Here is a 24209-nt window from a genome sequence, read left to right as displayed (position 1 = left end):
AAAAAAGGGTGTGTTCATACAATTTGTATGAACACACCTTTTTTACATATTAAACCATCAAGTCCCACAAAAAGTACGATAAGGACGATTCGTAGGCGCAGGTGGAACGCAGTATTCTTCTTGATCTGTAGTATACGCATAAGGATTTGCTAGAGCCTCAAGAAGTTTTTCCATTACGCTATAGTCGCCATTTGTGACAGCGGCTTCTAGTGCTTCTTCTACGCGATGGTTTCTTGGGATGATTGATGGGTTATTATTTTTCATCATTTCGTAGGCATTTTCTTGCGATTCATCTTGTTTTTCTAATCGAGATTGCCACAGTTTGTACCATTCTTTAAATTCAGGGCTATCGAATAGAGGGGTATTTTCTAACGTATTAAGAGTTAATGAACGGAATGTATTTGTGTAATCCGCTTTAAATTTCTCCATCATTTTTAAAAGTTGCTCAATAAGTGATTGATCTTGTTCCTCACTGCTAAATAGTCCTAATTTCTTTTTCATTCCAAGGAACCACTGGTTTTCATACTGTACGCTAAATTTTGAAATTTCGTCTTGAGCAATCTTTAATGCTTCTTCTTCATCTTCGTGTAGGATTGGTATTAAAGATTCAGCTAGTCGCGCGAGATCCCATGCGGCCATATATGGTTGATTTCCATATGCGTAGCGACCTTGTGTATCAATGGAGCTAAATACAGTTCCTTGGTCGTAATTGTCCATAAATGCACAAGGGCCGTAATCAATCGTTTCACCGCTAATCGTTATATTGTCAGTGTTCATTACGCCGTGAATAAATCCAACAAGTTGCCATTTTGCGATAAGACTTGCTTGTCTTTTAATGACTTCTTGTAGCAATGCAGTATATCGGTTTTCATGATCTTCAATTTCTGGATAATGCCTTTTTATTGTATAGTCAGCTAGTGATTGAAGATCCTCGATAGAACCGCGAGCTGCAGCATATTGAAATGTGCCGACGCGTATATGGCTGCTTGCTACTCTAGTTAAAATAGCTCCAGGTAACTTTGTTTCACGATAGGTTGGTTCACCTGTTGTGACAACTGCTAAACTGCGGGTAGTTGGAATATCAAGTGCATACATAGCTTCGCTAATAATATATTCACGTAGCATCGGACCGAGTGCAGCACGACCATCACCGCGGCGTGAATACGGAGTAGGACCAGAACCTTTTAGTTGAATGTCAAAGCGTTTACCTGAAGGAGTCATTTGTTCACCAATTAAAAGAGCACGACCGTCGCCTAACATATTAAAATGTCCGAATTGATGACCGGCATATGCTTGAGCTAATGGACGAGCTCCTTCTGGGAGTGCATTACCAGCGAAAATAGCGATTTCGGCTTCTTTCTTCAATTCTTCAGGATTAAAGCCAAGAGATATCGCAAGTGAATGGTTTAGCTTAACTAGCTCCGGTGAACTTACGGGAGTAGGGGGCATTTCTGTATAAAATGATTGTGGTAAAGTCGTATAACTATGGTCTAAATTCCAACCAGCTTCATTATTTTTAGTCATTTTATCTCCTCCTTGTTTATTTTTTTATTATGTATTTGTACGTATGTATTCTTTGTAAAATTAGCTAAAAGTATAATATGATATTTCCCCTTGCAATCTATTGTAAGGACTTCAGTACACTATGTCTATTTAACAGCAAATTTAAAACCTCCATTTTAAGAAAATGGAGGTTTTATTATTATTTCATTTTTACAATTATTTTCCCCTTTGCTCTTCCAGCCTCTGAATATTCCATTGCTTTTTGAGCATCCTCAAAAGGAAAAACGCGATCGATTACCGGTTTGATTTTGCCAGCTTCAATATAGTTTGCAATAGTGCGTAATTGATCGCCGCTTGGCTTCATAAATAAAAATGAATATTGAGCATTATGCTTTTTTTCAAGTGCAGTAAGTTTTTTGCTTGCTAATGAAAATAAGAGTGTTTTGAAAAATCCTGAACCGAATTCTTTACCGAATTGAGCATTTGGCATTCCTGAAACGGAAACAATGTTGCCGCCGCTTTTTATAATATTGAATGATTTTTCAAGTGTTGTACCACCAATGGTATCAAATACTGCATCATAATCTTTTAGTATTTCTTCAAATTTTTCTGTTTTGTAATTAATAATTTGATCTGCTCCAAGAGACTTTACTAAATCGGAACCAGCTTCACTAGCAGTTGTTGTAACGGTAGCGCCCATTATTTTTGCTAACTGAATTGCGAAAGTACCAACACCACCAGATCCAGCGTGAATTAAAATCTTTTGATCTTTTTGTAATTGCATAATGTCATGTAATGCTTGATAGGATGTTAAGCCAACAAGTGGAATTGAAGCAGCTTCTTCAAAACTTAAATTTTTCGGTTTTAAAGCTATGTCATCTTCATGAATGGCTATATACTCCGCAAAAGTACCAATCTTATTTTTTCTTGGACGTGCATATATTTCATCGCCGACTTTAAAACGAGTTACTTTTGATCCAACCTTTATGATGACACCAGCAAAGTCATTCCCAAGGATTAGGGGCATTTCATATTTAAGTAACACCTTTACTTTTCCATCGCGTATTTTAAAATCAATTGGGTTAATACTAGCTGCATGAATTTCTGCGAGCACTTCATGCTCATTTATTTCAGGAATAGGTACCTCGGCCATACGCATTGGGACTTTTCCGTACTTATCAATTATCATCGCTTTCATTTCTTATACCTCCACATTTCAATAAAAGTTGTGCAATAGCTTTTCGATATCTAATACAAGATTTTTTAATAAACTTAATTTTGTACGTATATCAATATAATAAAAGTTTTTTGTACCTTCTTTTCGCATTAAAATAATACCGGCTTCTCGTAAAATTCTAAGGTGATGTGATACCGCTGGTCGAGAAAGGTGTGTTTGTTTCGTAATTTCACCTACACGTAATCCTGTTTGACATTCCGTTTCCATGAGAACTAACAAAATAGCTTGACGTGTTTCATCGCCAATTGCTAATAATACTTTTTGAGAATCAATAAAATCTTTTTTTATAACATTTAATTGTTCTTGTTTATTCATTTCAATCACTTTACCTCCTGGAAATTAGTCGAAAGGTTTAAGATGATGGACCATTACTTCGATAAGGTAATGCTACATGATTGTTGTATGAGCTGCAATATTGGGAAAGAAAATCGAGACGAATGAAATTTTATGAGTTGAAAATGGTAGGAGATAGAAAAGGCTTAATAATACGTTGTTTACAGATGAGGATGGTTAAGTCATTGCACAAAAAATTAAGCGGTCGTAACCCTATATAATTTATTGGGTTACGACCGCTTATCATGTTTTTATTATTTTGAAGTGAGTTGTTTTGTTTTACTCTTTCATACATGCATAATTCAAGCAGATTATAGATGTATGAAAAAGTAAAAGTAATTTGGGGCGTAATCTATCTATATGATAATTTAAAATGAAATATAAGTCTATATCTTTGTTGTTTTTTTGATTATATTTATGTCACTGAGCTCAGAACAATGATGTGGAGGATAAGTATATGGAATTGAATTATGTACCAGTTTTAATTGTTGGAGGGGGATTATCAGGATTAGCGTCTGCGTTATTCCTTGCAAAACATAATATTGAATACTTGCTTATTGAAAGGCATCCGTCTACTGCCATTCATCCGAAAGCAGGTGGAATCACTTTTCGTACGATGGAGTTATTTCGAGAATTAGGTTTAGAACAAAGAATTAGATCAGCGGGTAAAACATTAGAAAATTGCCGAGGAAGAATAGCTGTTCATACAATAGCTGAGGCGAATCAGGAAGAATTCGCACAATTGAGGGTGACTCAGTATGGAAACGATGAAAAATTACTTCGAAAAGTAAAAGAGATTAGTCCATCAAAACAAACTGCTTGTTATCAAATTACTTTAGAAGAGATGATGTTACAAGAAGCGAGAACATTAGGCGGAGAATTATCTTTTTATCATGAATTGGTTTCTTATGAACAAAATGAGCAAGGAGTAATCGCAACGATTCGAAATCGTGAAACAGAAAAAGAAAGTGTCATACATTGTGACTATGTAATTGCAGCAGATGGGGCAAAAAGTAAAATACGTGAGCACTTAGGGATTAGTACCGAGGGCCGTGGAACAATTGGTGGTTATTATATGAATATTTATTTTGAAGCGGATTTAAGTGAATTTATACAAGGAGATGCATTTGGTTTTTCTATGGTACTCCATCCAGACGTTATTGGTGCGCTTATTCCAGTTGATAACGAAAGAAGATGGATTTACCATGTATCCTATGATCCATTAAAAGGAGAGCGACCAGAGGATTTCACTATAGAACGTTGTAAACAAATTATTCAAACCGCAATTGGAAGCACAAATGTTAAGTCAGCAATAGTAAGTGTTTTACCGTGGGAAGCGACTGAAAGTACTGCTGCAAAATTTCAAGATAATCGAATCTTTTTAGTTGGCGACTCAGCGCATATTATGCCGCCAACTGGAGGGTTTGGTTCCAATACAGGAATACAAGATGCGCACAATCTGGCTTGGAAATTAGCGGCTGTTATAAAAGGAAAAGCAAACCCGAAATTGTTAGAAACATATCATGAAGAGAGATACCCTGTTGCAAAATTAACGACAGATTATGCGAGTAGTTTACTGTTTCGTGCTGCGAATAGAGAGGAAGGCAGTCTGAATAATATGGACGGTTTAGCTGTGACTGTTGGGTATCATTATAGTTCAGATGCAATAATAGATGAATCAGGCACTCCACATAGAATGGATATTGTAGATTTGAATGGAAGACCTGGAACACGAGCACCGCATTTTTGGGGGATGTATAAAGGGAAAGAAGTTTCTATATTAGACTTATTTGGTAACAATTTTGTATTACTTACTGGAGTAGACAATAGTTCTTGGGCTGAAGCTGTATATGATGTTTCATCTAAATTAGGGATAAATATTAATGTGTATCGAGTAGGGGGAAGCGGAGATTTTATTGCTCAAGAAAATGTTTTTCGTGAATTATATGGGATAGAAAATGAAGGAACTGTATTAATTAGACCAGACGGCTTTATTGGATGGCGTTCGGAAAAAGCAGTGGTAAATCCAGATGTAATACTGGAGAAGGTAATGAGTAATTTATTATGTAGTTTTTAAGTAGCTATGGAAGTATATTGTTTTATATGCTTCACTTTACTGAAAAAATAATATTCACAAATATTAATAGGTTTGGTATGATTAATTTCGACAAGTTAATCGAGGCCGGAGATATTTGAGATAAGCCATAAATTTATTTAGGGATATAGAAGTGTCCTCTAAATAATTTATGGCTTTTTTTATTGATGAAATGTAATCAATAGGAAGTTACATGTGAATAGGGGGGATATGGAAAATAAATAGTATAGTAATAACATAGGGGAATTATATTTGTAAGATTGGAATTTTAATATAAACTTATAAAAATGATGAAAGTATATCTTCTATTTCGTGTAAATCTCATTAACTTGTTGAAATTTGCAGCGTAGGAAGGGTTAGAAGGATGAGAAAAATTATTAGCATGTTAGTTATTTTCTTTATGACGGGAAGTATCTTTGCTGGGGGAGCTGTTCATGCGAAAGCAGAAGGGAAGCATGAATGGAATAAGAATAAGTTTTTAAATATTGCACATCGCGGAGCAAGTGGACATGCACCTGAGCATACTTTTGCTTCTTATGATTTAGTGAAAAAAATGAAAGCGGATTATTTGGAGTTAGATATTCAATTAACTAAGGATGGCCAATTAATTGCAATGCATGATACAGCAGTTGATCGCACGACAAATGGAACAGGTGAAGTACGAGATAAAACGTTAAGCGAAATAAAGAGTTTAGATGCAGGATTGTGGTTCAATAAAGCGTATCCAGAAAAGGCTAAGCAAGAGTACGTTGGTCAAAAAGTTCCGACTCTTGAAGAAATTTTCCAAAAGTACGGAAGAAGCATGAAGTATTACATTGAAACAAAATCACCAGATGTGTATCCAGGAATGGAAGAGAAATTATTAGCTTTATTAGAAAAATATAATTTAATAGGTCAAAACATGTCTTCTAGCCGTGTGATGATTCAATCATTTAGTAAAGATAGTTTAACAAAGATTCATAGTATGAATGAAAATATTCCGTTAGTTCAACTGCTTTGGTATTATCCAAATGAAAACAATGAGATTGTTGAATGGTCTGGCATTACACATGAACCGAAAAGTGTAACAAATGAAGATTTTCAAGAAATTAAAAAGTATGCAGTTGGTATTGGACCGAACTTACGTAATGATAACGGAGAACTAATTATTGATGAGTCATATATGAAAACGGCTAGAAATAATGGATTGCTAATTCATCCTTATACAATTAATGAGAAACCAGATATGAGATTGTTAATGAAATGGGGCGCTACAGGAATGTTTACAAATTATCCTGATCGATTACATAGTGTGTTAAAAGAAAAATAAGTGAGATAGCATAATAGAAAAAGGTATACCGGTGTTTTAGGTATACCTTTTTCTATTATGCTAGATTATAGTAATAGAATACATATTCTTCTAAGCCTTGAACTTCTTTTTCAGGTGGCTCAATACCACCTTTTCTACCGTAGCAAACATTTCTCAAGTATTCTCCAAAAATCATAGAGCGACTTTTTTCATTTTCTATCCAATTATATCTATTAATGATAAACTCACCATCGAAACTTGTATCAAATGTATATGGGATACACGTAATAGTTTTAGGTAAATGTTTTTTTAATACTCGATATTGCCGACCAGCGCCTAAACTTTTGCAAACAAATAGTAGCTGATTAATCTTTGTAAAATCAAAAATCTTTTTCGCTTCCATTACATTAGCGATAGAATGGAGGGAGTTTTTCTCGAATAGGATAGCATCTTTTGGTACGCCATGTTCAAGTAATTTATTTACAATTACTTCTGCATCTGACAAATCCCCGTAATTCCAGCTCGGATGTTTCATGCCATGCAAACTAGTACCACCTGTAACGATAATTTTATTTCCTAAACCTTGTCGATAAGCTTCTAGAGGAGCTTGCCAATTGCCGGGATGAGAACCGCCGAAAACGAATATTGCATCACATTTTTGTGGTGTTATTTCTTTTAGAAAAGCGATTTCTGTAATTTGATCGATTTGTTTTTTCGTAAGAGTAGGGACATCAGGATATTTAGGGATTACCATGTGAAAACCTCCTATATAGTAAAATGATAAATTCATTATATAGTGATTTTGTTAGGTGAAAAAAGGGAAGCTTTTCATTTGAAAGTACCCCTTTTAAGATAACTCTCCAATAAACCAAATCTCTTTTTCTTCGATTGCATCTTCATCATAAATGACTTCTTGAAAGTGCAACAGTTGGGCAGTAGGGCGAATTGAAATTCCCCATGTTTCCCAAAAATTAATTTCATTTGAAAGAGGGATCCATGTTTGAAATTCATTATTTCTATTGAAAAAATTTTGAAAGTAGTCATCGTTTTTAAATACGATAATTTGCGATCTCCATAAATTTTCTATAGAAATTATAGTAACAACTCGATATGTATGTGTATCACTCGGTTTTATTTTTATTAAATGATTTACTCGATCTATTAAGGTTTGTATACATAATCGTTTTACTTTTCTAGGTGTCTTATGAGACTCGATAAAAGCTTGAGAAACTGGTAAAGGCATATACCAATATTCATCGTTATAGAAAGTAGAAGGGAACGTTTTTGTATGTTCCTCAATTTGTTTTATCATAGCGTTTGTTTTTCGTTTCATCCCACGTATTTTCTTTTTATGCATTGTGAGTCATCTCCATAAATTTTTGTAATGCAGCTGAGCGAAATATATCTTTTCTAGTAATAAAAGTAGTAGGAACTTTTTTGAAGCTATTTGGTAAAGGATTGAATGATACGTCATGTTCATGCTCCTTTAAAATTGATTTCATCATAATCGCTACGCCCATACTTGATTTTACACAGGCAAGTATCGCTTCAATTGTTCCGAATTCTAATACTCGTTTAGGGGAGATCCCCACTTCTTGAAGCCAGTCTTCTAATAAACTTCTATAATAACACCCGTGACTAAAAGCGAGTAAATTCATATCTTCTATGTCTGTAAGAGAGGATAGAGGTTTTTTACTAATGAGAACCAATTCTTCTTTACGAAATACATTTGTATGAAGTTCATTATGCTGAGTAGAGCCAGCTATAAACGCTCCGTCTAGTTTTCGCTCTAATACAAGCTTAATTAGTTGTTCAGTCGTATTTGTTTCTAAAATCAATTCGACTTCTGGGTACTTCTCATAGTAGGCCGTTAATATAGAGGGGAGCCTTACCGCAGTTGTAGATTCTGTACACCCAATTTTTAAAGTGCCTTTTGGTTCAGTTCCATTACTTTGAATCGCTTTTATAGATTGATCCATTAAGTGGATAATTTGTTTGGCATATGTTAATAAAATCTCACCGTTAGAAGTTAAAGTTACACCTTTTCCGTTTCTGTAAAATAAAGGAACACCTAATTCATTTTCTAGTTGTTTCATACGCATCGTTACGCCTGATTGTACGTAGTTCAAATTTTTTGCTGCGTGAGAAATATTATTTTCCTTCGCGACTTCGTAAAATACAGTTAAATCTTTTATATCCACGTATCATTCCTCCAAAAAGGTATCAATTTTTTTGATGGATTATATGATGAATCTTTATTTTATATGATATCAGAACTTTCATACAATGGAAGGGGGAGGGATTATTATGTTGATTGAAGAAAGGGTGAATAGTACTTATAAATGGGTTATGTTAATTGTTGCGACGATTGCTCAAACAACAGCGACACTTATAACGTATGGTGTCGGGGTTTTCGCTTTATTTTGGAAAGAAGAATATGCACTTACGAATACGGAGAGTGGATTATTAGTAAGTGTTGTAAATGTTGGACCGTTATTTTGTATGCTTTTTGTCGGTCGGCTACTTGATCAATATAATGAAAAAATATTAATTTCTATCAGTTCATTTTTGCTAGGGAGTTCGCTTTTACTGACTAATATAGTAAGTGGATTTAATGGGTTATTATTTGTACTTTTATTAATAGGAATGTTTTATAGTGTTTCCCAGCCAGGAGGAAGTAAAGTGATTTTAAAATGGTTCCGAAAAGAAAATCGTGGGTTAGCGATGGGAATAAGGCAAGCTGGTATACCGATTGGTGGCGCGTTAGCGGGAGTGTTAATCCCGTTTCTTACCGTACAATATAATATGACTTACGCGATCAATAGTATCGCATGCATTTGTATAATTGGAGGGCTATTATTTTTTATGTTTTATAAAGAGCCATATGTTCAGGAGGAAGCGAGGAAAGGACATATTAAAATTTCCTTTTGGATGGAGCTAAAAGTAGTGATATGCAAAAAAGAGTTGTATCCAATTTATATAACGGGTATTTGCATGATTTCATTACAAATGGTGTTAGTTGGACACTTCATGAAATTTTTAGCAGGGGAACAATCGATTACATCTATTGTAGCCGGAACAGTATTTTCAGTTATGTTCTTTTCTGGAATGATTGGTCGTATTGCATTAGCAACTATTAGTGATGTGTTGTATAAGGGGAATCGGCGTATACCTTTATTTATAGCTGTCTGCGCTTCTATCGGCTTGATTTTATTGTTAGTAATGAATATACATACAATAACGAGTGGAATCTTGTATAGTGTAAGTGCATTGTTAGGATTTTTTTCAATTGGATGGTTTAGTCTTTTTATAGCCGAAGTTGCTGAATTGGCAAGTGAAGAATCTGTAGGAATAACAGTGAGTGTAGCACTTACATTAAATCAAATTGCAATTATTATTGCCCCTGTTTTATTTGGTTATATTGTGGATGAGAAAGGGTATACGTATGCGTGGTTATGTATAGTAGTATTGTTAAGTATCTCGGCAGTCAGTTTATATAGAAAAAACAAAAAAATAAAAGAAAGTTAGCAATGTAAATTTTTTATGAAGAAAATATAAAGAAATGCCGAGTGAGCGACATTTCTTTTTTTATTTGTTGTATAATCAAAGTATAAATGAGATTCATTTTCAATGAAGTTCATTGCCTGTAATTTTAGCTATAATGATTTGTTTTTCTTTATCGTTATTTACATGATTTATTTTGTTTGAAAATTTTTAGTATCATTTCCTTTTAAAGTTATAATCTATTTTACTTAATATTAAATTATAACTATATTTTATTGTAGGATAATGAAACGTCATATCATTTAAACGATTGTTTCTATCTCTGTTTTTCATCGTAACAACTCCGTTTCTTATCTTGTGTAACAAATGTTACATAATATGTTGAAATTATAGTAGGGTGCATCCGATTGTAGGGTGGAAATTTTGCAAGAAAGAAATACAATAGAGAGTAGCCAAAAACTGAATATGAGAAAAAGGAATCTAGTTCATTTAGGTGAATAATAGGTAGTATTATAAAATATTTGAAAATTAAAAGATATAGAACAGAATGGATGTACGTTAAGTGAAACTATATAAAAGAGGGTTCCTATTATGCTAAAGAAATGGTTAATCGTTTTCTTTGTTTTTGCTATTTTTTGTGGGAGTGTCGTTGCACTAATACATGCAAATAAAGGTAAGAAATATGATATAAAGGCATTTTCTAATGTAAATAGTAAGCAAAAGGACGATATGCAAGAAGTTGATGCAACTGAGAAAAAACGCTATGAAGTTGTAGCTAGTAAATTAGATGAATATTTAAAAGATAAAGGATTTAATGGGAGCGTTCTTGTAGCTAGTAAAGATCATGTGATTTTACGAAAAGGTTATGGATATGCGAATGTGAAAGATAAAGTAGTAACAACGCCAAGAACGAAATATCGTATTGGTTCTATTACGAAAACGGTCGTTGCAATATCTATTATGCAGCTAAAAGAAAAAGGGAAATTAAATATTGAGGACAATGTAAATAAGTATATTCCATCGTTTCCAGCAGATAAAAACATTACGTTACGAAATCTATTAACACACACATCTGGCTTGCCAGATCAAGGACAAGGTAGGGTGGATGCAGGGTCACGTTTAAAGTTAGTAACGTGGATTGGAGGGCAAAAATTGCAATTTCCTGCAGGGACAGGCTGGAAATATACAGACTATAATTATATGGTGCTTGCATATATTGTAGAAAAAATTACGAATAAACCGCTCGCTGAATACGTGAAAGAAAATATTTTTACTTCTGCTGGCATGTATGAATCTGGAATGGGGGCGACTCTCCCAGAAGATATTTTTTTAGCAGAAGGGTATACGAGAAAAGATAATGAATTAATAGCTGCTCCCCGCTTAAAAATGAACTGGTTGTATGGGTGTGGTGAAATGTATACAACTGTTGAAGATATGAAAAGATTAGATGAGGCAATAATGGATGGAAAGCTGTTATCTAAACAAAGTGTATTAGATATGTTTACTGCATCACCTGCAAGAAAATATGGATTTAGTTTCTATACGTATCCAGATTATTATCATAACCACGGGGTATTAGCAGGCTGGAATACTTTTAATAATTTTAACTGGGATAAAAGAACGTTTGTCATATTGTTCTCTAACGTCCAAAATGGTATGAATGATGCATTTAATCAAGAGTTTAGGAAAATGGCGAATGATTTAATAGAAGGAAAGGGAGCATGAAAGAGAAAGAGCCTCTAGCGAGAGGCTCTTCTTTTTTATAAAGTTGAAAACTCTTCAACAAGTTCACTAAAACGATGTAATGCACTTTCAATCGGTTCTGGCGTAGTTAAATCAACGCCAGCTTTTTTGAGTAGATTTAATGGATAATCTGAACTTCCACCTTTAAGGAATTCGAGATAGTTTTTCTGTGCATTTGGATCGCCGCTTAATAATTTATCAGCAATTTGGATTGCAGAAGCGAATCCAGTTGCGTATTTGTATACGTAAAATGGACGGTAGAAATGCGGTATTCTAGCCCATCCGTATTTTACTTCTTCGTCAAATACGAGGGAGTCGCCATTATACTCTCTAAATAAGTTTTCATAAACCTCGCTAAAGACTTGGGCATTTAATGGTTTACCTTGCTGTGCCATTTCATGCGTGATTTTTTCAAATTCAGCGAACATGATTTGTGTAAAGAAAGTGCCTTTAAATTTCTCAATGAAATGGTTTACTAAATGGTTACGTATGTTAGCATCTTTTGCTTCTTTTAATAAATGATGAATTAATAGCACTTCATTTACTGTAGAAGCGACTTCTGCGACAAAGATAGTATAGTGTGCAGAAATTCTTGGTTGGTATCCGTGTGAGTAGTGCGTATGCATACCGTGCCCACATTCGTGAGTAAGAGTGAAAAGGCTATTTAAATCATCATGATGATTTAAAAGAATGAAAGGATGAACGCCGTATACACCAAAGTTATAAGCACCGGAACGTTTTCCTGGCGTTTCTCTTACGTCAATATAACGTTTATCTTTAAAGCTTTTTAATGTTTCAATATATTCTTCACCTAAAGGAGCTAGTGATTCAATCATGATGTCAAACGCGTTATCATATGGAATATCTTGTTTTACACCTTTTACTAAATCGACACTTAAGTCATATTGTCTTAGTTCATCGACATTTAATTTCTCTTTTCGAAGTTCATTATATGTATGTAAAGATTGAATGTTTTTTTTCGTCGTTTCAATTAAATTTTCATATACTTCTTTTGGAACCATGTCGCCAAATAATGATTTCTCTAACGCTGATGGATATTTTCTTAGCTTAGAAACAGTAACATTATTTTTTATAGCAGCAGATAAAGTAGAAGCGATAGAATTTTTCAATTGAACATATGGCTTGTAGTAAGCTTTATAGGCTTCTTTACGTTTTTCGCGGTTCTCATCTTCTATTAACTTTGCATACATTCCTCGTGTTAAAGTAACTTTTTCTCCATCATTAGTAGTCACTTCACCAAATAGTATATCTGCATTATTTAACATGCCGTATGTATGTTGCGGAGAGGAGAGTGCTTCGCCCATTTGTGATAAAATCTCTTCTTGGTCCTTATTCAATACGTGTTTTTTATAACGGTATAATTCAAATAAATCTTCTTTATAATATTGTAAGCCTTCAGCTTCTTCTATGTAAGTGTGTAATGTGTTTTCATCTACGCTAAGTAAGAATGGAGAAAAGAAAGATTTAGCTGCACTTACTTTCACTTGTAATTGTGTTACTTTATCGACAAGAGATTGAGCGTCAGTATCGCGTGTATCAAGATCAGATTGTAATCGTGCATAAGCGAACATTAAAGTTATTATGCTAGAAATTTCTTCACTCTTTGTTAAATAGGCTAATAAACTATTGCCATCGTGAATATTTCCATTAAACTCGTGTAATTCTTTCGTTAATACTTCAATTTTATGGAAATCGCTTTCCCAATCTTCAATGGTATCGTAAATATCCGTTAAATCCCATTTTTCTTTATCAGCTACTTGTAGTCGATCTTTAAGTTCTGTCATAATCATTTCCTTTCTAAATATGTAGTTATATTCCTATATAACTATGAAATACAACAAATTGCAAAAAATCCCTGCTGAAAATTAAAAAGCCTTGCTAAAAGGCAAGGCTAAAAAAATTATAATGTAATTCCGAATTTTGAATGTAAAAGATTTTTATATTGCATATCTGTAACTTTTTCTTTCGTTTTTTTACCGTTTTTCGCTATTTTCAGACTATCCTTCGTTAAAGATGCATGCCCATCTTCAGTTAGTTTTACAATAAGAGGTACTTTGTTAAATGGTGAGCCATCGTGTTCAACAATAATTTTTTGTGCTGCATTTGCTTTTTCTTCATCCACTTCTTCTATATAAAATGCATAGCCTAACGCCCAATCATCAGTAGAAGATTGATCCAAAAACTCATTGTTTTTACGCATCTCTAACAGGTAGTTTCCTTTTTCGGTCATTTCTTTACGAATACGATAATCTCCTGTAACGGAGTGAATGACTTCACCTGAGAAAGGAACAGGTGCAAGCGGTAAGTATGATCCGAATCCTACTTCAATTAAGTAAAGTTCATTATGATGTGTTAAAACGGTTGCGATATGGCCAGAATCAACAGCCCATATGGAGTTTGCAGCGTTATACACTGTTCCCGAAACGAGATGAACATCAAATCCAGCGTCTTTAAGGAAGTGATACATAGTAGGATTGAGTTCATAACAAAGACCGCCACGGTTGTTTACTAAAATTTTTTCTTTTAGATTTTCTTTTGATATTTCCTTAAAATTCTTTTCGAGAACATTTAAGTTTTCAAATGGGACAGTTTGTGCCATTGCGTACATAATGTTAGGTAAATCTTCAAATGAAACTTTGTCTTTTTCTTCTATATGTAATCGTGCGAAAAATTGTTTTTGAAAGTCGGTCATAGAAATCCCTCCAAAATTTGTTCTAAATAAATTATATTGAATCATTAAGAAGAAAACATCTGCATATGTGCGTACGACTAAAGTATGACACCTTTACTTCTTGCTATACATATAGTATGATGATTTCAGTAAATTAGATTTCAATGACTATAATATAAATTAATGAGAGGTGCTTTTTGTGAGTGCGGTAGGTACTAAATAGGAAAAATTTAATGAAATAAATCGGATAAGAACAGGGGATTTTTATGTATACCATACCCCTAATTTTGTCATGGATTTATTTCGATACCTATGAAGATACCTACAATACTTTATAAAGCGTGTAATAAGGGGATTGCCATCCGTTTTTATGGCTTATTTCCTCATATGTTATTACTCATGCCTTGTAAATGTAAAAGCTGCGGTATCCCCGCAGCTTTTTTGTATATGTTTTTAATGTATAAAAATGGTAATTGAATAATGTAGGGCTCATTGGAATCTAATGAGTAGGTATCTTCATTTATGATAGAAATCAATCATAGTGAGGAGAAATAAAATGAATACGATGACTTTTGAAAAGTTACAATATAACGAATTAAAGGATATAGTGAAATCTTATTGTGTAAGTGGATTAGGAAAAGAATTAATAAATAAATTAGAGCCGAGTACAAGTATAAAAGTAGTAAGGAATCGATTAAATGAAACAACCGAAGCGCGAGCTATATTAGATGCGGAAGGGCATGTGCCTTTTTTCGGTATTTCAAATATTGCTAGTACAATTCAAAAATTAGAAAAAGGGATGATTTTAGATCCAGAAGAGTTAGTAAGTGTTTCAGATTTTTTACGTGGCTGTAGGAAGATTAAAAAGTTTATGTTAGATAAAGAATTTTTTGCGCCAGTATTAGCTTCTTATGCAAATTCAATGACTGAATTTAAAAGTATTGAAGAGGAAATTAATTTTTCAATAAAAGGAAATAGCATTGATTCTGCCGCTAGTAAAGAGTTAAAACGAATTCGAAATAACATCGATTCGGTAGATGGAAAAATAAAAGAGCGTTTAACGAAGTTTTTAAATAGCAGTGCAAATAAGAAGTATATTCAGGAGTTCTTTATTAGTAAAAAAGATGATCGTTATACGATTCCGATTAAATCTTCCTATAAAAATCAAGTTGCCGGAAGTATTGTTGAAGCTTCTGCTAAAGGTTCTACTGTATTTGTAGAACCGCATACAGTTACAAAGCTAAATACGGAACTCGCAAGTTTGAAAGCAGAAGAAGCGATGGAAGAATATCAAATTTTAGCGACTTTATCTGGAATGGTGTTAGAAAACATTTATAGTATAAAGATTAATGTGGAGTTAATTAGTCAATATGATATGGTATTTGCGAAAGCGAAGTTTAGTAAATCGATTGATGGAATAGAGCCGAAGTTAAATGATCATGGCTACGTTCATTTAGTAAATTGTAAGCATCCGCTTTTAAGTGGAAAAGTAGTACCATTAAACTTTGAAATTGGTCAAAACTATCGTAGTTTAATTATTACAGGGCCGAATGCGGGCGGGAAGACAATTGTGTTAAAGACGATTGGATTGTTAACATTAGCGACAATGTCAGGTTTGCATATTGCCGGAGATAAAGAAACAGAAATTGCTATTTTCGAAAATGTATTTGTAGATATTGGCGATAATCAAAGTATCGAAAATGCACTAAGTACATTTTCATCTCATATGAAAAATCTATCTGAAATTATGAGGATGTCAAATAATAATACGTTGCTACTATTTGATGAAATAGGAAGCGGGACTGAACCGAATGAAGGAGCAGCACTTGCAATTTCTATTTTAGAGGAGTTTTATCTTGCAGGATGTATTACAGTGGCGAGTACGCATTACGGTGAAATTAAACGATTCTCAGAAATGCATGATGATTTTATGAACGCAGCGATGCAATTTAATAGTGAGACACTAGAACCACTTTATAAATTAGTAATCGGTAAATCAGGTGAAAGTAATGCACTTTGGATTGCCAATAAAATGAACGTAAGAGAGCGGGTACTGCAAAGAGCGAAAGCGTATATGGAAAATAAAGAGTACGCTCTAGAAAAAGTGAATGAAAGTAAAATTAGAAAGCCGAAATTCCTGCAAGAAAAAAGAGAAAATCATTACGAGTATAAAATTGGCGACCGTGTAAATTTATTGGATCATGATGATTTTGGTATCATCTATAAGGAAAAAGATAATTTCTGTAATGTCGTTGTATATTATAACGGTGAATTTGTTGAAGTAAATATAAAACGTATTACGTTAGAGGTAGCAGCGAAGGAATTATACCCAGAGGGATACGATTTAAATACGCTATTTGTCGATTATAAAGAAAGAAAAATGCAACATGATATTGAGCGGGGATCGAAAAAAGCACTTCGTAAAATTCAAAAAGAAATGAGAAAGAATAGAGGGTAATCCAGAGTGGTAACGATTAGACAAGAACGACAAACCGATTATAGAAAAACGGAAGAAGTTGTACAACAAGCATTTTTAAACGAAGAATTTAGTGATAAAAAGGAACATGAACTTGTAAAACGTATTAGAGAGTGTGACGCATTTATTCCAGAGTTATCAATCGTTGCAGTAGATGAAGAAATAGTCGGTCATATTATGTTATCTAAAATTACGATAGAACAAGATGGAGCTTCTGTAGATTCATTAGCGCTTGCACCAGTATCAGTTGCTAGGGGCTATCAGAAAAAAGGAATTGGTGGAAAGCTTATAGTAGCTGCGTTAGAAAAAGCGAAAGAACTTGGATACGGATCAGTTATAGTATTAGGACATCCAGAGTACTATCCGAAATTTGGTTTTAAGAAAGCAAGTGAGTGGAATATAAAAGCACCATTTGAAGTGCCAGATGAAGCGTTTATGGCGGTTGAGTTAAGTGAGAACGCTCTGCAAAGTATAGAAGGAGTTGTGCAATATTCGAGTGCATTTGCTGAGTAAGGGTATCGGTTAAGAAATATAATCATAAAAGACGCTACCTTTTTGTATGGATATACAGAAAGGTAGCGTTTTTTATTAAGCGAAGCTACTTACATATATTTTGCTCAATGAATAATTGAGGTGTTAAAATTGAGATAGAAATGTAAAGGGAGAGAAAAAAGAATGAAGAATCGAGAAACAGATAGCAACGTAGTTACGTTATATGTTACAAGACATGGTAAAACAATATTAAATACGAACCATCGCGCGCAAGGTTGGGCAGACTCTCCGTTAGTAGAAAAAGGTGTGGAAGTTGCCTCTAATTTAGGAACGGGATTAAAAGATATTCATTTTACAAGTGCGTATAGTAGTGATAGCGGCCGCGCGATTGAAACTGCTAATTTAGTATTAAAATATAGTGAGCAATCAAAATTGAAACTTGAGCAAAGAAAAAAATTACGAGAATTAAATTTTGGTATTTTTGAAGGTGAAAAACTTGATAATATGTGGGATGCGGTTGGAAAAGCTGCAGGCGTTGCATCACCAGAAGAACTTATGAAGTTTTCTATTCAAGAAGTTATTGATCTTATTAGAGCAGCAGATCCTACGAAACAGGCGGAAGATTGGGAATTATTTTCTACTCGTATAAAAGCAGAGATAGATAATATTAGTGAAGAAGCAGCTAAAAATGGCGGCGGTAACGTTTTAGTTGTTGTTCATGGGCTGTTGATTACAACCTTAATAGAAATGCTAGACAGTAGTAAAACAAAACTTGGAGTGGAAAATGCTAGTGTGACGAAGATTGTATATCAAGACGGAACATATACAGTCGAGTCAGTTGGAGATATGAGTTATGTTGCAAAAGGGAAAGAAAGTGTGGAAATATAATTAGATCTTAAATAGAGATAAGAAAAGGAGGTTAGAGAAATCTAACCTCCTTTTTATTTTTTAGTATGTCATTTATATAGTGTATTGGAATATTTTAATGAAATTATATAGAGTGTTTCTTTTTTCAACAATAGGGTCATTTTGTTGAAAAAGGATATCTCCAATTTTTAGCGAATACAGGGTTATAAATAAGAAAAGTGGTGAGGTAAATAGGAAAAGAATGTAATTCCTTTTTGGACAATAAAACAGAAAAATGTATAATTAACAGGCTTCAGAGCGCGGGTTGTGTTTTCGCAGAAGAAGAGACCCGGTTACTTATTTCAGCAGCCCGAACTCCAGAAGACCTCAAGAGAATGGTGGAAATGCGAGCCGATGGTTTACCACTTGAATATGTTGTTGGATACGCAAAATTTTGTGGGATGCGGATAGAAGTGGAGCGGGGTGTTTTCGTGCCTCGTCAACGAACCGAATTTCTTGTTCACCAAGCCGAAGCGCTGTCATGTTTTGGTGATATTGTCGTTGATCTCTGTTGTGGTTCAGGTGCTGTCGGTGCAGCTCTAGCGGCAGCTTTAGGAAGAGTTGAATTATATTGTGTTGATATTGACCCTATTGCAGTACGATGTGCAAGCCGCAATGTAACGAGTTTCGGTGGCCATGTTTTTGAAGGTGATTTGTATAAATCGTTGCCTCATTCACTTAAAGGCAACGTGAAGACCATACTTGCAAACGCACCTTATGTTCCTACTGATGCAATAAAACTGCTCCCACAGGAAGCTCGCCTACATGAACCAAAGGTGGCGCTTGATGGGGGAGAGGATGGACTTGACATTCAGCGAAGAGTAGCGAAAGAAGCATTTCTCTGGCTAGCACCTGGAGGTCATCTTTTAATAGAGACGAGCGAAATGCAGGCAGATCAGACCTTTGAAATCTTTGCTGGTGCTGGGCTTACCACGAAAGTGGCTCGAGATGAGGAATTAGATGCTACTGTTGTTATAGGGTCGAAAGCTAGTTTTTAGCTTAAATGGGTATGTAGCCTTATTCATAAATAAAATGATAATTTTCTAGCAATATATAAATAAAAAACATATGCTTTTAATTGAGAAAAAAGATCGAAAATTATCCGAGTGATTTGAAAAAGAAAGGACATAACACATTAGTTATGTCCTTCCATTTATCAACTTTTTTCACTATAGGTTTTCATAAAACTTAACCTAGATTCCTTTTCATTTTATGAATTATGGAATCAATAAAATCTTCCCTGTACTTTTTCTGCTCTCTAATAATTCATGGGCGCGAGCACCGTCTTGTAAAGAGAATGTAGTAGGACTCGCAATGTTTAATTTTCCACTAGCAATCCAATCAAATAATTGAGTAGAGCGCTGCTTACGTTCTTCAAAGGTAGTAAGCACGTTCCAAAGGTCTCCGCCAGTTAAAGTTTTTGAAGTATCCATAAGCATGCGCGGATCAACGGGAGCAGGATTACCGCCGGCCATTCCGTAAAATACAACAGTACCACTAATTTTAGTAGCATTAAAACTTTCCTCTAATGTAGAACCTACTGATTCATATACAACATTTACTCCAGTGCTGTTTGTTATTTCAAGTACTTTTGAATGCCATTTTTCACTATATAAAAATACGTGATCAGCTCCAGCTAACGTGGCAACTTTTGCTTTCTCGTTTGATGACGTAAGACCAATTGCTGTTCCGCCAAGTAGTTTAATTATTTGAATAAGAAGTTGACCAACGCCACCAGCTGCTGCGTGTACTAAAGCTATATCACCTTGTTTTATTTGATAGCTATCTTTCGTTAAATAATGTGCCGTTAGACCTTGTAATAAGACAGAAGTGGCTGTTTCAAAAGAAATAGAATTTGGAAGCTGAATTGTTTTTTCAGATGGAACAGCAACTAGTTCTGCATTTGCGAATGGAACGTCAGCAAATGCAATACGGTCTCCAGGCTTGATGGTAGTAACGTTAGTTCCTATTTCTTCAACAATACCAGCCCCTTCATAACCTAATATATAAGGCGGGTTACCAGCGAGATGATAATCGCCTCGGCGTCTATAAATATCAGCGAAATTTAAGCCAATTGCTTTCGTACGGACAAGAATTTCATTTGGATTAATGATTGGATCGGGGATTTCTTTATATTGAAGTACATCAGCATTTCCGAATGTTTCGAAACAAAGTGCTTTCATATGGAATACCTCCATTTATATTGTTTGTCGATGCTCTTTATCATACAATACAAATATCAATAGACAAAGAGGATTATTTTGATGAAATCAATCGGAAATTCCGATTGAAAAGAGGGATGATAAATGGAGATAAAACAATTAATTACCTTTAAAATAGCCGCGGATACTTTGAACTTTACACAAACTGCGAAGAAATTAAACTTTGCTCAATCGAGCGTAACGGCGCAAATTAAAACGTTAGAAGCTGAGCTAGGTACGCCGTTATTTGAAAGATTAGGAAAACGTCTTTTCTTAACTGAAGCAGGGAGGAAGTTTCAATTATATGCTGATAAGATGATTGTGCTTAGTAACGAAGCGAAAATGGCTGTGAAAGATGATGAAGAAATAGCTGGTACGTTAACGATTGGTGCACAAGAAAGTCAGTGTACATATAGGCTTCCATCTATATTAAAGAGATTTAAAGCACAATTTCCTCAAATAAAACTTATATTTAAACCAGCACATTCTAATAAAGATGCGAAGGAACAATTGATGAAGGGAAAAGTCGATCTTGCATTTATTTTGGATGAATGTAAAACAGAAGATGCTTTACATGTGGAGCCGCTTATGAAAGAAGAATTAAAAGTAGTAGCTGCTCCAGGCCATCATATACTCCAGCAAACTTCCGTTTCTATAAAAGATTTAGAGAAGGAAACACTTTTATTAACAGAACTAGGGTGCTCATATCGGACTTTATTTGAGGAGTTATTTCGTGCGAAAGACATATATCCAGCAAATAAGATTGAGTTTGTTAGTGTCGAGGCAATTAAACAATGCGTCATTGCAGATTTAGGTGTTGCTGTGTTACCAGCTATAGTAGTAGAAAAAGATATGCGAGAAGGGACAATAAAGGAGTTAGTTTTAAAAGAAACAATTCCTCCGATTTATACGCAAATCGCTTGGCATAAAGACAAATGGATGACAGTGCCACTGCAGCAATTTATTGATGTAACAAGAGAGTTTTTTACAACGGATTAAGTGGAGAAATATTTGTTTTCTATAAAAGAAAAAATAGCAATTTTGTATAAAGAACCGATGCTTGCATGTAACAAGTATCGGTTCTTTTATGTTTGAAATAAAGGATGCTATAAAATGTGTATTTCTCAACTTTTTTTCTTAAAAGGATAAGTAAATTTCTTCGTATATTCCAATAATCATAAGGGAATTTACAATGTTTTTTCGTTTCTGTAAGATGCCTCTAGGAAGCATGAAAGGAGGGGCGTACATAGGGGGATATTGTCTTTATTATATGTACTTATTTTGAGGGAGGAGATTTAAAATGTTTAAAAAGTTAATGAAAGTATGTGTGTTAAGTGTAGCGAGTGTAGGGGTATTATTTAGTTTTCAAGGAAGCACATTTGCAGCTACCGATCTGAGTAGTTATTATGACGGGAAAAATCCAGCAACAACGAAAGTATACGGAGGCAGTACAACATGTGATACAGATGGATTTAATGCAAAGTCTACAGCGGTGTATGAAGGGAGTAAAAAGGTTGGGACAGTGTATTTACGTTATAGCAATAGATGTCATGCAGCATGGGCTAAGTTTGTATTAGATCAACCAGCACCAGCTGTTTCTGGAGGAGTGTATGCGTACGCTGTTGTGAATAAATATAAAAATGGTGTATTCCAAAAATCAGTCACTTCCAATCAGGGTAACGGCACAATAAAAACAGGTCAAACGAGCACGTATACAGGAATGGTATTTGATTTAACTGCAGATTTTGGATACACAGCAGATGCTGAAGCGGTTACGTTTAATAATGGTTATGGGAAAACTGGACGTTATTAATAAAGGAGTGGAATTCTATGAAACTTTTTAAAAAAGTAAGTGCATGTCTTTGTCTGGCGTTGCTCGTTGTAACTAGTGTGTTTAGTACGACCAATAATAATAAAGCATATGCGGAAGACCATACGTATGATGGGAAAAGTCCGTATTACAATAGTTGTGATCAATCAGCAGTAACGAAAGAGAAGAAGTGGATTGATTCAAATTCTTATGTGGAATTAAAATTTAGCACGACGTGTAAGACAGCATGGGCAAAAGTTACTGTAACCCGCCCGGCAGTTTATAATAACGAAGCTGATGCAAGGATAGTCAGAAAAACCGATGGAAAAGCATATACTTGCGGGAGTGCTGGAGGAAATGGTGTTGTGAATAAAGGGCAAACATCATGCTATACGCCGATGGTATATGATTTAGACCCAAGAAAAGCGCAAGCGCAGGGGAAACATGCAATTCCGAATAGTGATGCATATAATTATGCTGAGACTATTTGGTATTGATGGGGATATGGAGATTGTAAGGTAGAATATTTTAAGAGCATGTTTTGATTGGTTTTCAAAACATGCTCGATTTGTATTCATCCTAAGCTTTTTGATATTAACTAATCAGGTCTGTATCAGGAGGAACATATCCAAGGTGTCTAGCCATAGATACAATTTGTCCTTTATGGTGAAACTCATGCGTCTCTGTATGAGTTAAAAGCCATAGCGGTGTTGTACTCCAAGGTTCTTTTTGCCATTTCACTTCATTTGCTATATTTTCGAGCCAACGGTCATTGTATTCATCTAAAAAACGTTGTACAGTTTCATCTACTAACTTAAATCTAGCACGTACTTTCGTGACATCTGCATGCTCAATTTCATAATTACTAGCGAATGAAAAATCTGCTCGCTTTTGTTTAAATGCGAATGATCCAAGCCAGTATCGATAGCAATCGGCTACATGAATATGTGTCTTTATAATGCTACCGCTCCCGAAATTCGGAACAGTGCTATGTAATTTTTCTAATGGGATTTCTTCTAAAAATGTGAATAGAGTTTCTCTTGTAGCGCTAATAAGATTATATTGCTGTTTTAAAACATGTAACATGAAATTAACACTCCTCTTTTACTTACTAAACTATTTGTGTAGTAAGTAATTCTATATTTACGAGGGTGGAACCTTTTTATTATTTTTACTAAGCATATTAGATGTATTTCTTCATTGTTTCTGATAGATTAAACAAGGTGAAAGTTTAATAAATTGAACATTTTTAGTTCATAATAAATTGAACATGGAGAAAGGGAACGATAAAATGAATAGAATAATTGGTTTAAAACAATTTGAAATAACGCGCGGGGCGTTACTTAAATTTATGGAAACGTTAGATGATAAAACTGCGGATACGCAGCCAGAGGGTTTTAACAATACAATTCGCTGGCATATCGGTCATGTGTTAACGGCAGCAGAAGTTTTCATGTTTGGAAAAGAATTCAAACAATTACCAACGGAATATCCAGGTATGTTTGGATATGGATCAAGACCATCTAAATGGAAAACAGAAGGACCATCATTAGAAGTATTAACAGCCCAATTACAAGAACAAGCAAAACGTATTAACGAAATTCCAGCAGAAGCATTTGAGAATAAACTGCCAGAGCCATTCCTAGGATTGGAAACAGTAGGAGAGCTTTACGGTATGATGCTTTATCATGAAGCAGATCATATTGGTCAGATGAAAGCAATGGAACGTATTATTAAGGCTCTTTAGTTTGAATTGCATATAACAAACGAAATGACAGTAGTTTTGTCAAAATTGAGTTGTAAATAGTTACACTCTTATTTTTTACAAAAAAGGTAGATAAATTATTATCTACCTTTTTTGTATAACTTCTTGAAGGATTAGGGATTATCATCGTGCTACTGATGAAGAAGGACAAGAAACCAATCTAT

22 protein-coding genes and 1 pseudogene are annotated in these 24209 nt (G+C 34.5%); 12 read left to right on the top strand and 11 right to left on the bottom strand.

Annotated elements, in window-relative coordinates:
- Nucleotides 1–57 precede the first annotated feature (57 nt).
- The 3 genes from MR147_RS11910 to MR147_RS11900 form a co-directional block, all read right to left on the bottom strand.
- The gene (locus MR147_RS11910; RefSeq protein WP_242304283.1) at nt 58–1524 is read right to left on the bottom strand and encodes a protein adenylyltransferase SelO; all 1467 of its coding nucleotides are present in this window, start codon (nt 1522–1524) and stop codon (nt 58–60) included.
- Nucleotides 1525–1702: 178 nt separating this feature from the next.
- Nucleotides 1703–2701 (bottom strand): NADP-dependent oxidoreductase, encoded by a 999-nt coding sequence (locus MR147_RS11905; protein WP_242304281.1) that lies wholly within the window; start codon nt 2699–2701, stop codon nt 1703–1705.
- 18 nt (nt 2702–2719) lie between these two features.
- The gene (locus MR147_RS11900) at nt 2720–3064 is read right to left on the bottom strand and encodes an ArsR/SmtB family transcription factor (protein ID WP_000571881.1); all 345 of its coding nucleotides are present in this window, start codon (nt 3062–3064) and stop codon (nt 2720–2722) included.
- 466 nt (nt 3065–3530) lie between these two features.
- Here MR147_RS11900 and MR147_RS11895 point away from each other — a divergent pair, with 466 nt between their 5' ends.
- Both MR147_RS11895 and MR147_RS11890 read left to right on the top strand, forming a co-directional pair.
- On the top strand, nt 3531–5150 hold the full coding sequence (locus tag MR147_RS11895; protein WP_242304279.1) for an FAD-dependent oxidoreductase: 1620 nt from the start codon (nt 3531–3533) through the stop codon (nt 5148–5150).
- 382 nt (nt 5151–5532) lie between these two features.
- The gene (locus MR147_RS11890; protein WP_242304277.1) at nt 5533–6477 is read left to right on the top strand and encodes a glycerophosphodiester phosphodiesterase; all 945 of its coding nucleotides are present in this window, start codon (nt 5533–5535) and stop codon (nt 6475–6477) included.
- 55 nt (nt 6478–6532) lie between these two features.
- On the opposite strand, the gene MR147_RS11885 is transcribed toward MR147_RS11890, so the two are convergent.
- From MR147_RS11885 to MR147_RS11875, 3 genes are all read right to left on the bottom strand, one after another.
- Entirely contained in the window at nt 6533–7210 is a 678-nt protein-coding gene (locus tag MR147_RS11885; protein WP_242304275.1) for a YdcF family protein, read from the bottom strand.
- A gap of 93 nt (nt 7211–7303) precedes the next feature.
- Nucleotides 7304–7813, bottom strand: coding sequence for a DUF3916 domain-containing protein (locus MR147_RS11880; RefSeq protein ID WP_242304273.1), 510 nt, complete (start codon nt 7811–7813; stop codon nt 7304–7306).
- A complete protein-coding gene (locus tag MR147_RS11875) occupies nt 7806–8657 on the bottom strand; it encodes a LysR family transcriptional regulator (RefSeq protein ID WP_242304271.1) in 852 nt (283 codons plus the stop codon). Before MR147_RS11875 ends, MR147_RS11880 begins: the two co-directional genes overlap by 8 nt.
- Before the next feature lie 106 nt (nt 8658–8763).
- Between MR147_RS11875 and MR147_RS11870 the strand changes: the two genes are divergently transcribed.
- Nucleotides 8764–9984: an MFS transporter gene (locus MR147_RS11870; RefSeq protein WP_139302736.1), complete on the top strand. Its 1221-nt coding sequence runs from the start codon at nt 8764–8766 to the stop codon at nt 9982–9984.
- Between the two features lie 99 nt (nt 9985–10083).
- On the opposite strand, the pseudogene MR147_RS27250 reads toward MR147_RS11870, so the two are convergent.
- A pseudogene (locus tag MR147_RS27250) lies at nt 10084–10196 on the bottom strand (ABC transporter ATP-binding protein).
- 355 nt (nt 10197–10551) lie between these two features.
- On the opposite strand from MR147_RS27250, the gene MR147_RS11865 reads away from it, so the two are divergent.
- A complete protein-coding gene (locus tag MR147_RS11865; protein WP_242304269.1) occupies nt 10552–11685 on the top strand; it encodes a serine hydrolase domain-containing protein in 1134 nt (377 codons plus the stop codon).
- Nucleotides 11686–11720: 35 nt separating this feature from the next.
- Here the strand turns inward: MR147_RS11865 and pepF are convergent, their stop codons facing one another.
- Nucleotides 11721–13508 carry an oligoendopeptidase F gene (pepF, locus tag MR147_RS11860; protein WP_242304268.1) on the bottom strand — a complete coding sequence of 596 codons (1788 nt, stop codon included), beginning with the start codon at nt 13506–13508 and terminating at the stop codon, nt 11721–11723.
- Nucleotides 13509–13624: 116 nt separating this feature from the next.
- Nucleotides 13625–14416 (bottom strand): arylamine N-acetyltransferase family protein, encoded by a 792-nt coding sequence (locus tag MR147_RS11855; protein WP_242304265.1) that lies wholly within the window; start codon nt 14414–14416, stop codon nt 13625–13627.
- A 535-nt stretch (nt 14417–14951) separates the two neighbouring features.
- Between MR147_RS11855 and MR147_RS11850 the strand changes: the two genes are divergently transcribed.
- The 4 genes from MR147_RS11850 to MR147_RS11835 all read left to right on the top strand — a co-directional run bounded on the left by MR147_RS11850 (nt 14952) and on the right by MR147_RS11835 (nt 19267).
- A complete protein-coding gene (locus MR147_RS11850) occupies nt 14952–16853 on the top strand; it encodes an endonuclease MutS2 (RefSeq protein WP_242304263.1) in 1902 nt (633 codons plus the stop codon).
- Nucleotides 16854–16859: 6 nt separating this feature from the next.
- Nucleotides 16860–17384 carry a GNAT family N-acetyltransferase gene (locus MR147_RS11845; RefSeq protein WP_074607086.1) on the top strand — a complete coding sequence of 175 codons (525 nt, stop codon included), beginning with the start codon at nt 16860–16862 and terminating at the stop codon, nt 17382–17384.
- A 162-nt stretch (nt 17385–17546) separates the two neighbouring features.
- Nucleotides 17547–18251, top strand: a complete 705-nt coding sequence (locus MR147_RS11840; protein ID WP_242304260.1) for a histidine phosphatase family protein — start codon at nt 17547–17549, stop codon at nt 18249–18251.
- A gap of 233 nt (nt 18252–18484) precedes the next feature.
- A complete protein-coding gene (locus tag MR147_RS11835; protein ID WP_061402611.1) occupies nt 18485–19267 on the top strand; it encodes a putative protein N(5)-glutamine methyltransferase in 783 nt (260 codons plus the stop codon).
- 219 nt (nt 19268–19486) lie between these two features.
- Here the strand turns inward: MR147_RS11835 and MR147_RS11830 are convergent, their stop codons facing one another.
- On the bottom strand, nt 19487–20452 hold the full coding sequence (locus MR147_RS11830; RefSeq protein ID WP_242304257.1) for a quinone oxidoreductase family protein: 966 nt from the start codon (nt 20450–20452) through the stop codon (nt 19487–19489).
- Nucleotides 20453–20575: 123 nt separating this feature from the next.
- On the opposite strand from MR147_RS11830, the gene MR147_RS11825 reads away from it, so the two are divergent.
- From MR147_RS11825 to MR147_RS11815, 3 genes are all read left to right on the top strand, one after another.
- On the top strand, nt 20576–21469 hold the full coding sequence (locus MR147_RS11825) for a LysR family transcriptional regulator (protein WP_242304254.1): 894 nt from the start codon (nt 20576–20578) through the stop codon (nt 21467–21469).
- Between the two features lie 301 nt (nt 21470–21770).
- Complete coding sequence (locus tag MR147_RS11820) at nt 21771–22283, top strand: DUF2690 domain-containing protein (protein ID WP_071727718.1); 513 nt, start codon at nt 21771–21773, stop codon at nt 22281–22283.
- 17 nt (nt 22284–22300) lie between these two features.
- Nucleotides 22301–22777, top strand: a complete 477-nt coding sequence (locus MR147_RS11815) for a DUF2690 domain-containing protein (protein ID WP_000765227.1) — start codon at nt 22301–22303, stop codon at nt 22775–22777.
- Nucleotides 22778–22874: 97 nt separating this feature from the next.
- Here the strand turns inward: MR147_RS11815 and MR147_RS11810 are convergent, their stop codons facing one another.
- Nucleotides 22875–23366, bottom strand: coding sequence for a DinB family protein (locus tag MR147_RS11810; protein WP_074607079.1), 492 nt, complete (start codon nt 23364–23366; stop codon nt 22875–22877).
- Nucleotides 23367–23550: 184 nt separating this feature from the next.
- Between MR147_RS11810 and MR147_RS11805 the strand changes: the two genes are divergently transcribed.
- Nucleotides 23551–24027 (top strand): DinB family protein, encoded by a 477-nt coding sequence (locus MR147_RS11805; protein ID WP_139302735.1) that lies wholly within the window; start codon nt 23551–23553, stop codon nt 24025–24027.
- Nucleotides 24028–24209: the final 182 nt, after the last annotated feature.

Source organism: Bacillus cereus group sp. BfR-BA-01350 (genome assembly GCF_022663775.1).
Classification (GTDB): domain Bacteria; phylum Bacillota; class Bacilli; order Bacillales; family Bacillaceae_G; genus Bacillus_A; species Bacillus_A paranthracis.
Note: the sequence above shows the minus strand (reverse complement) of the source record. Positions and strands in the feature narration are given on the sequence as shown.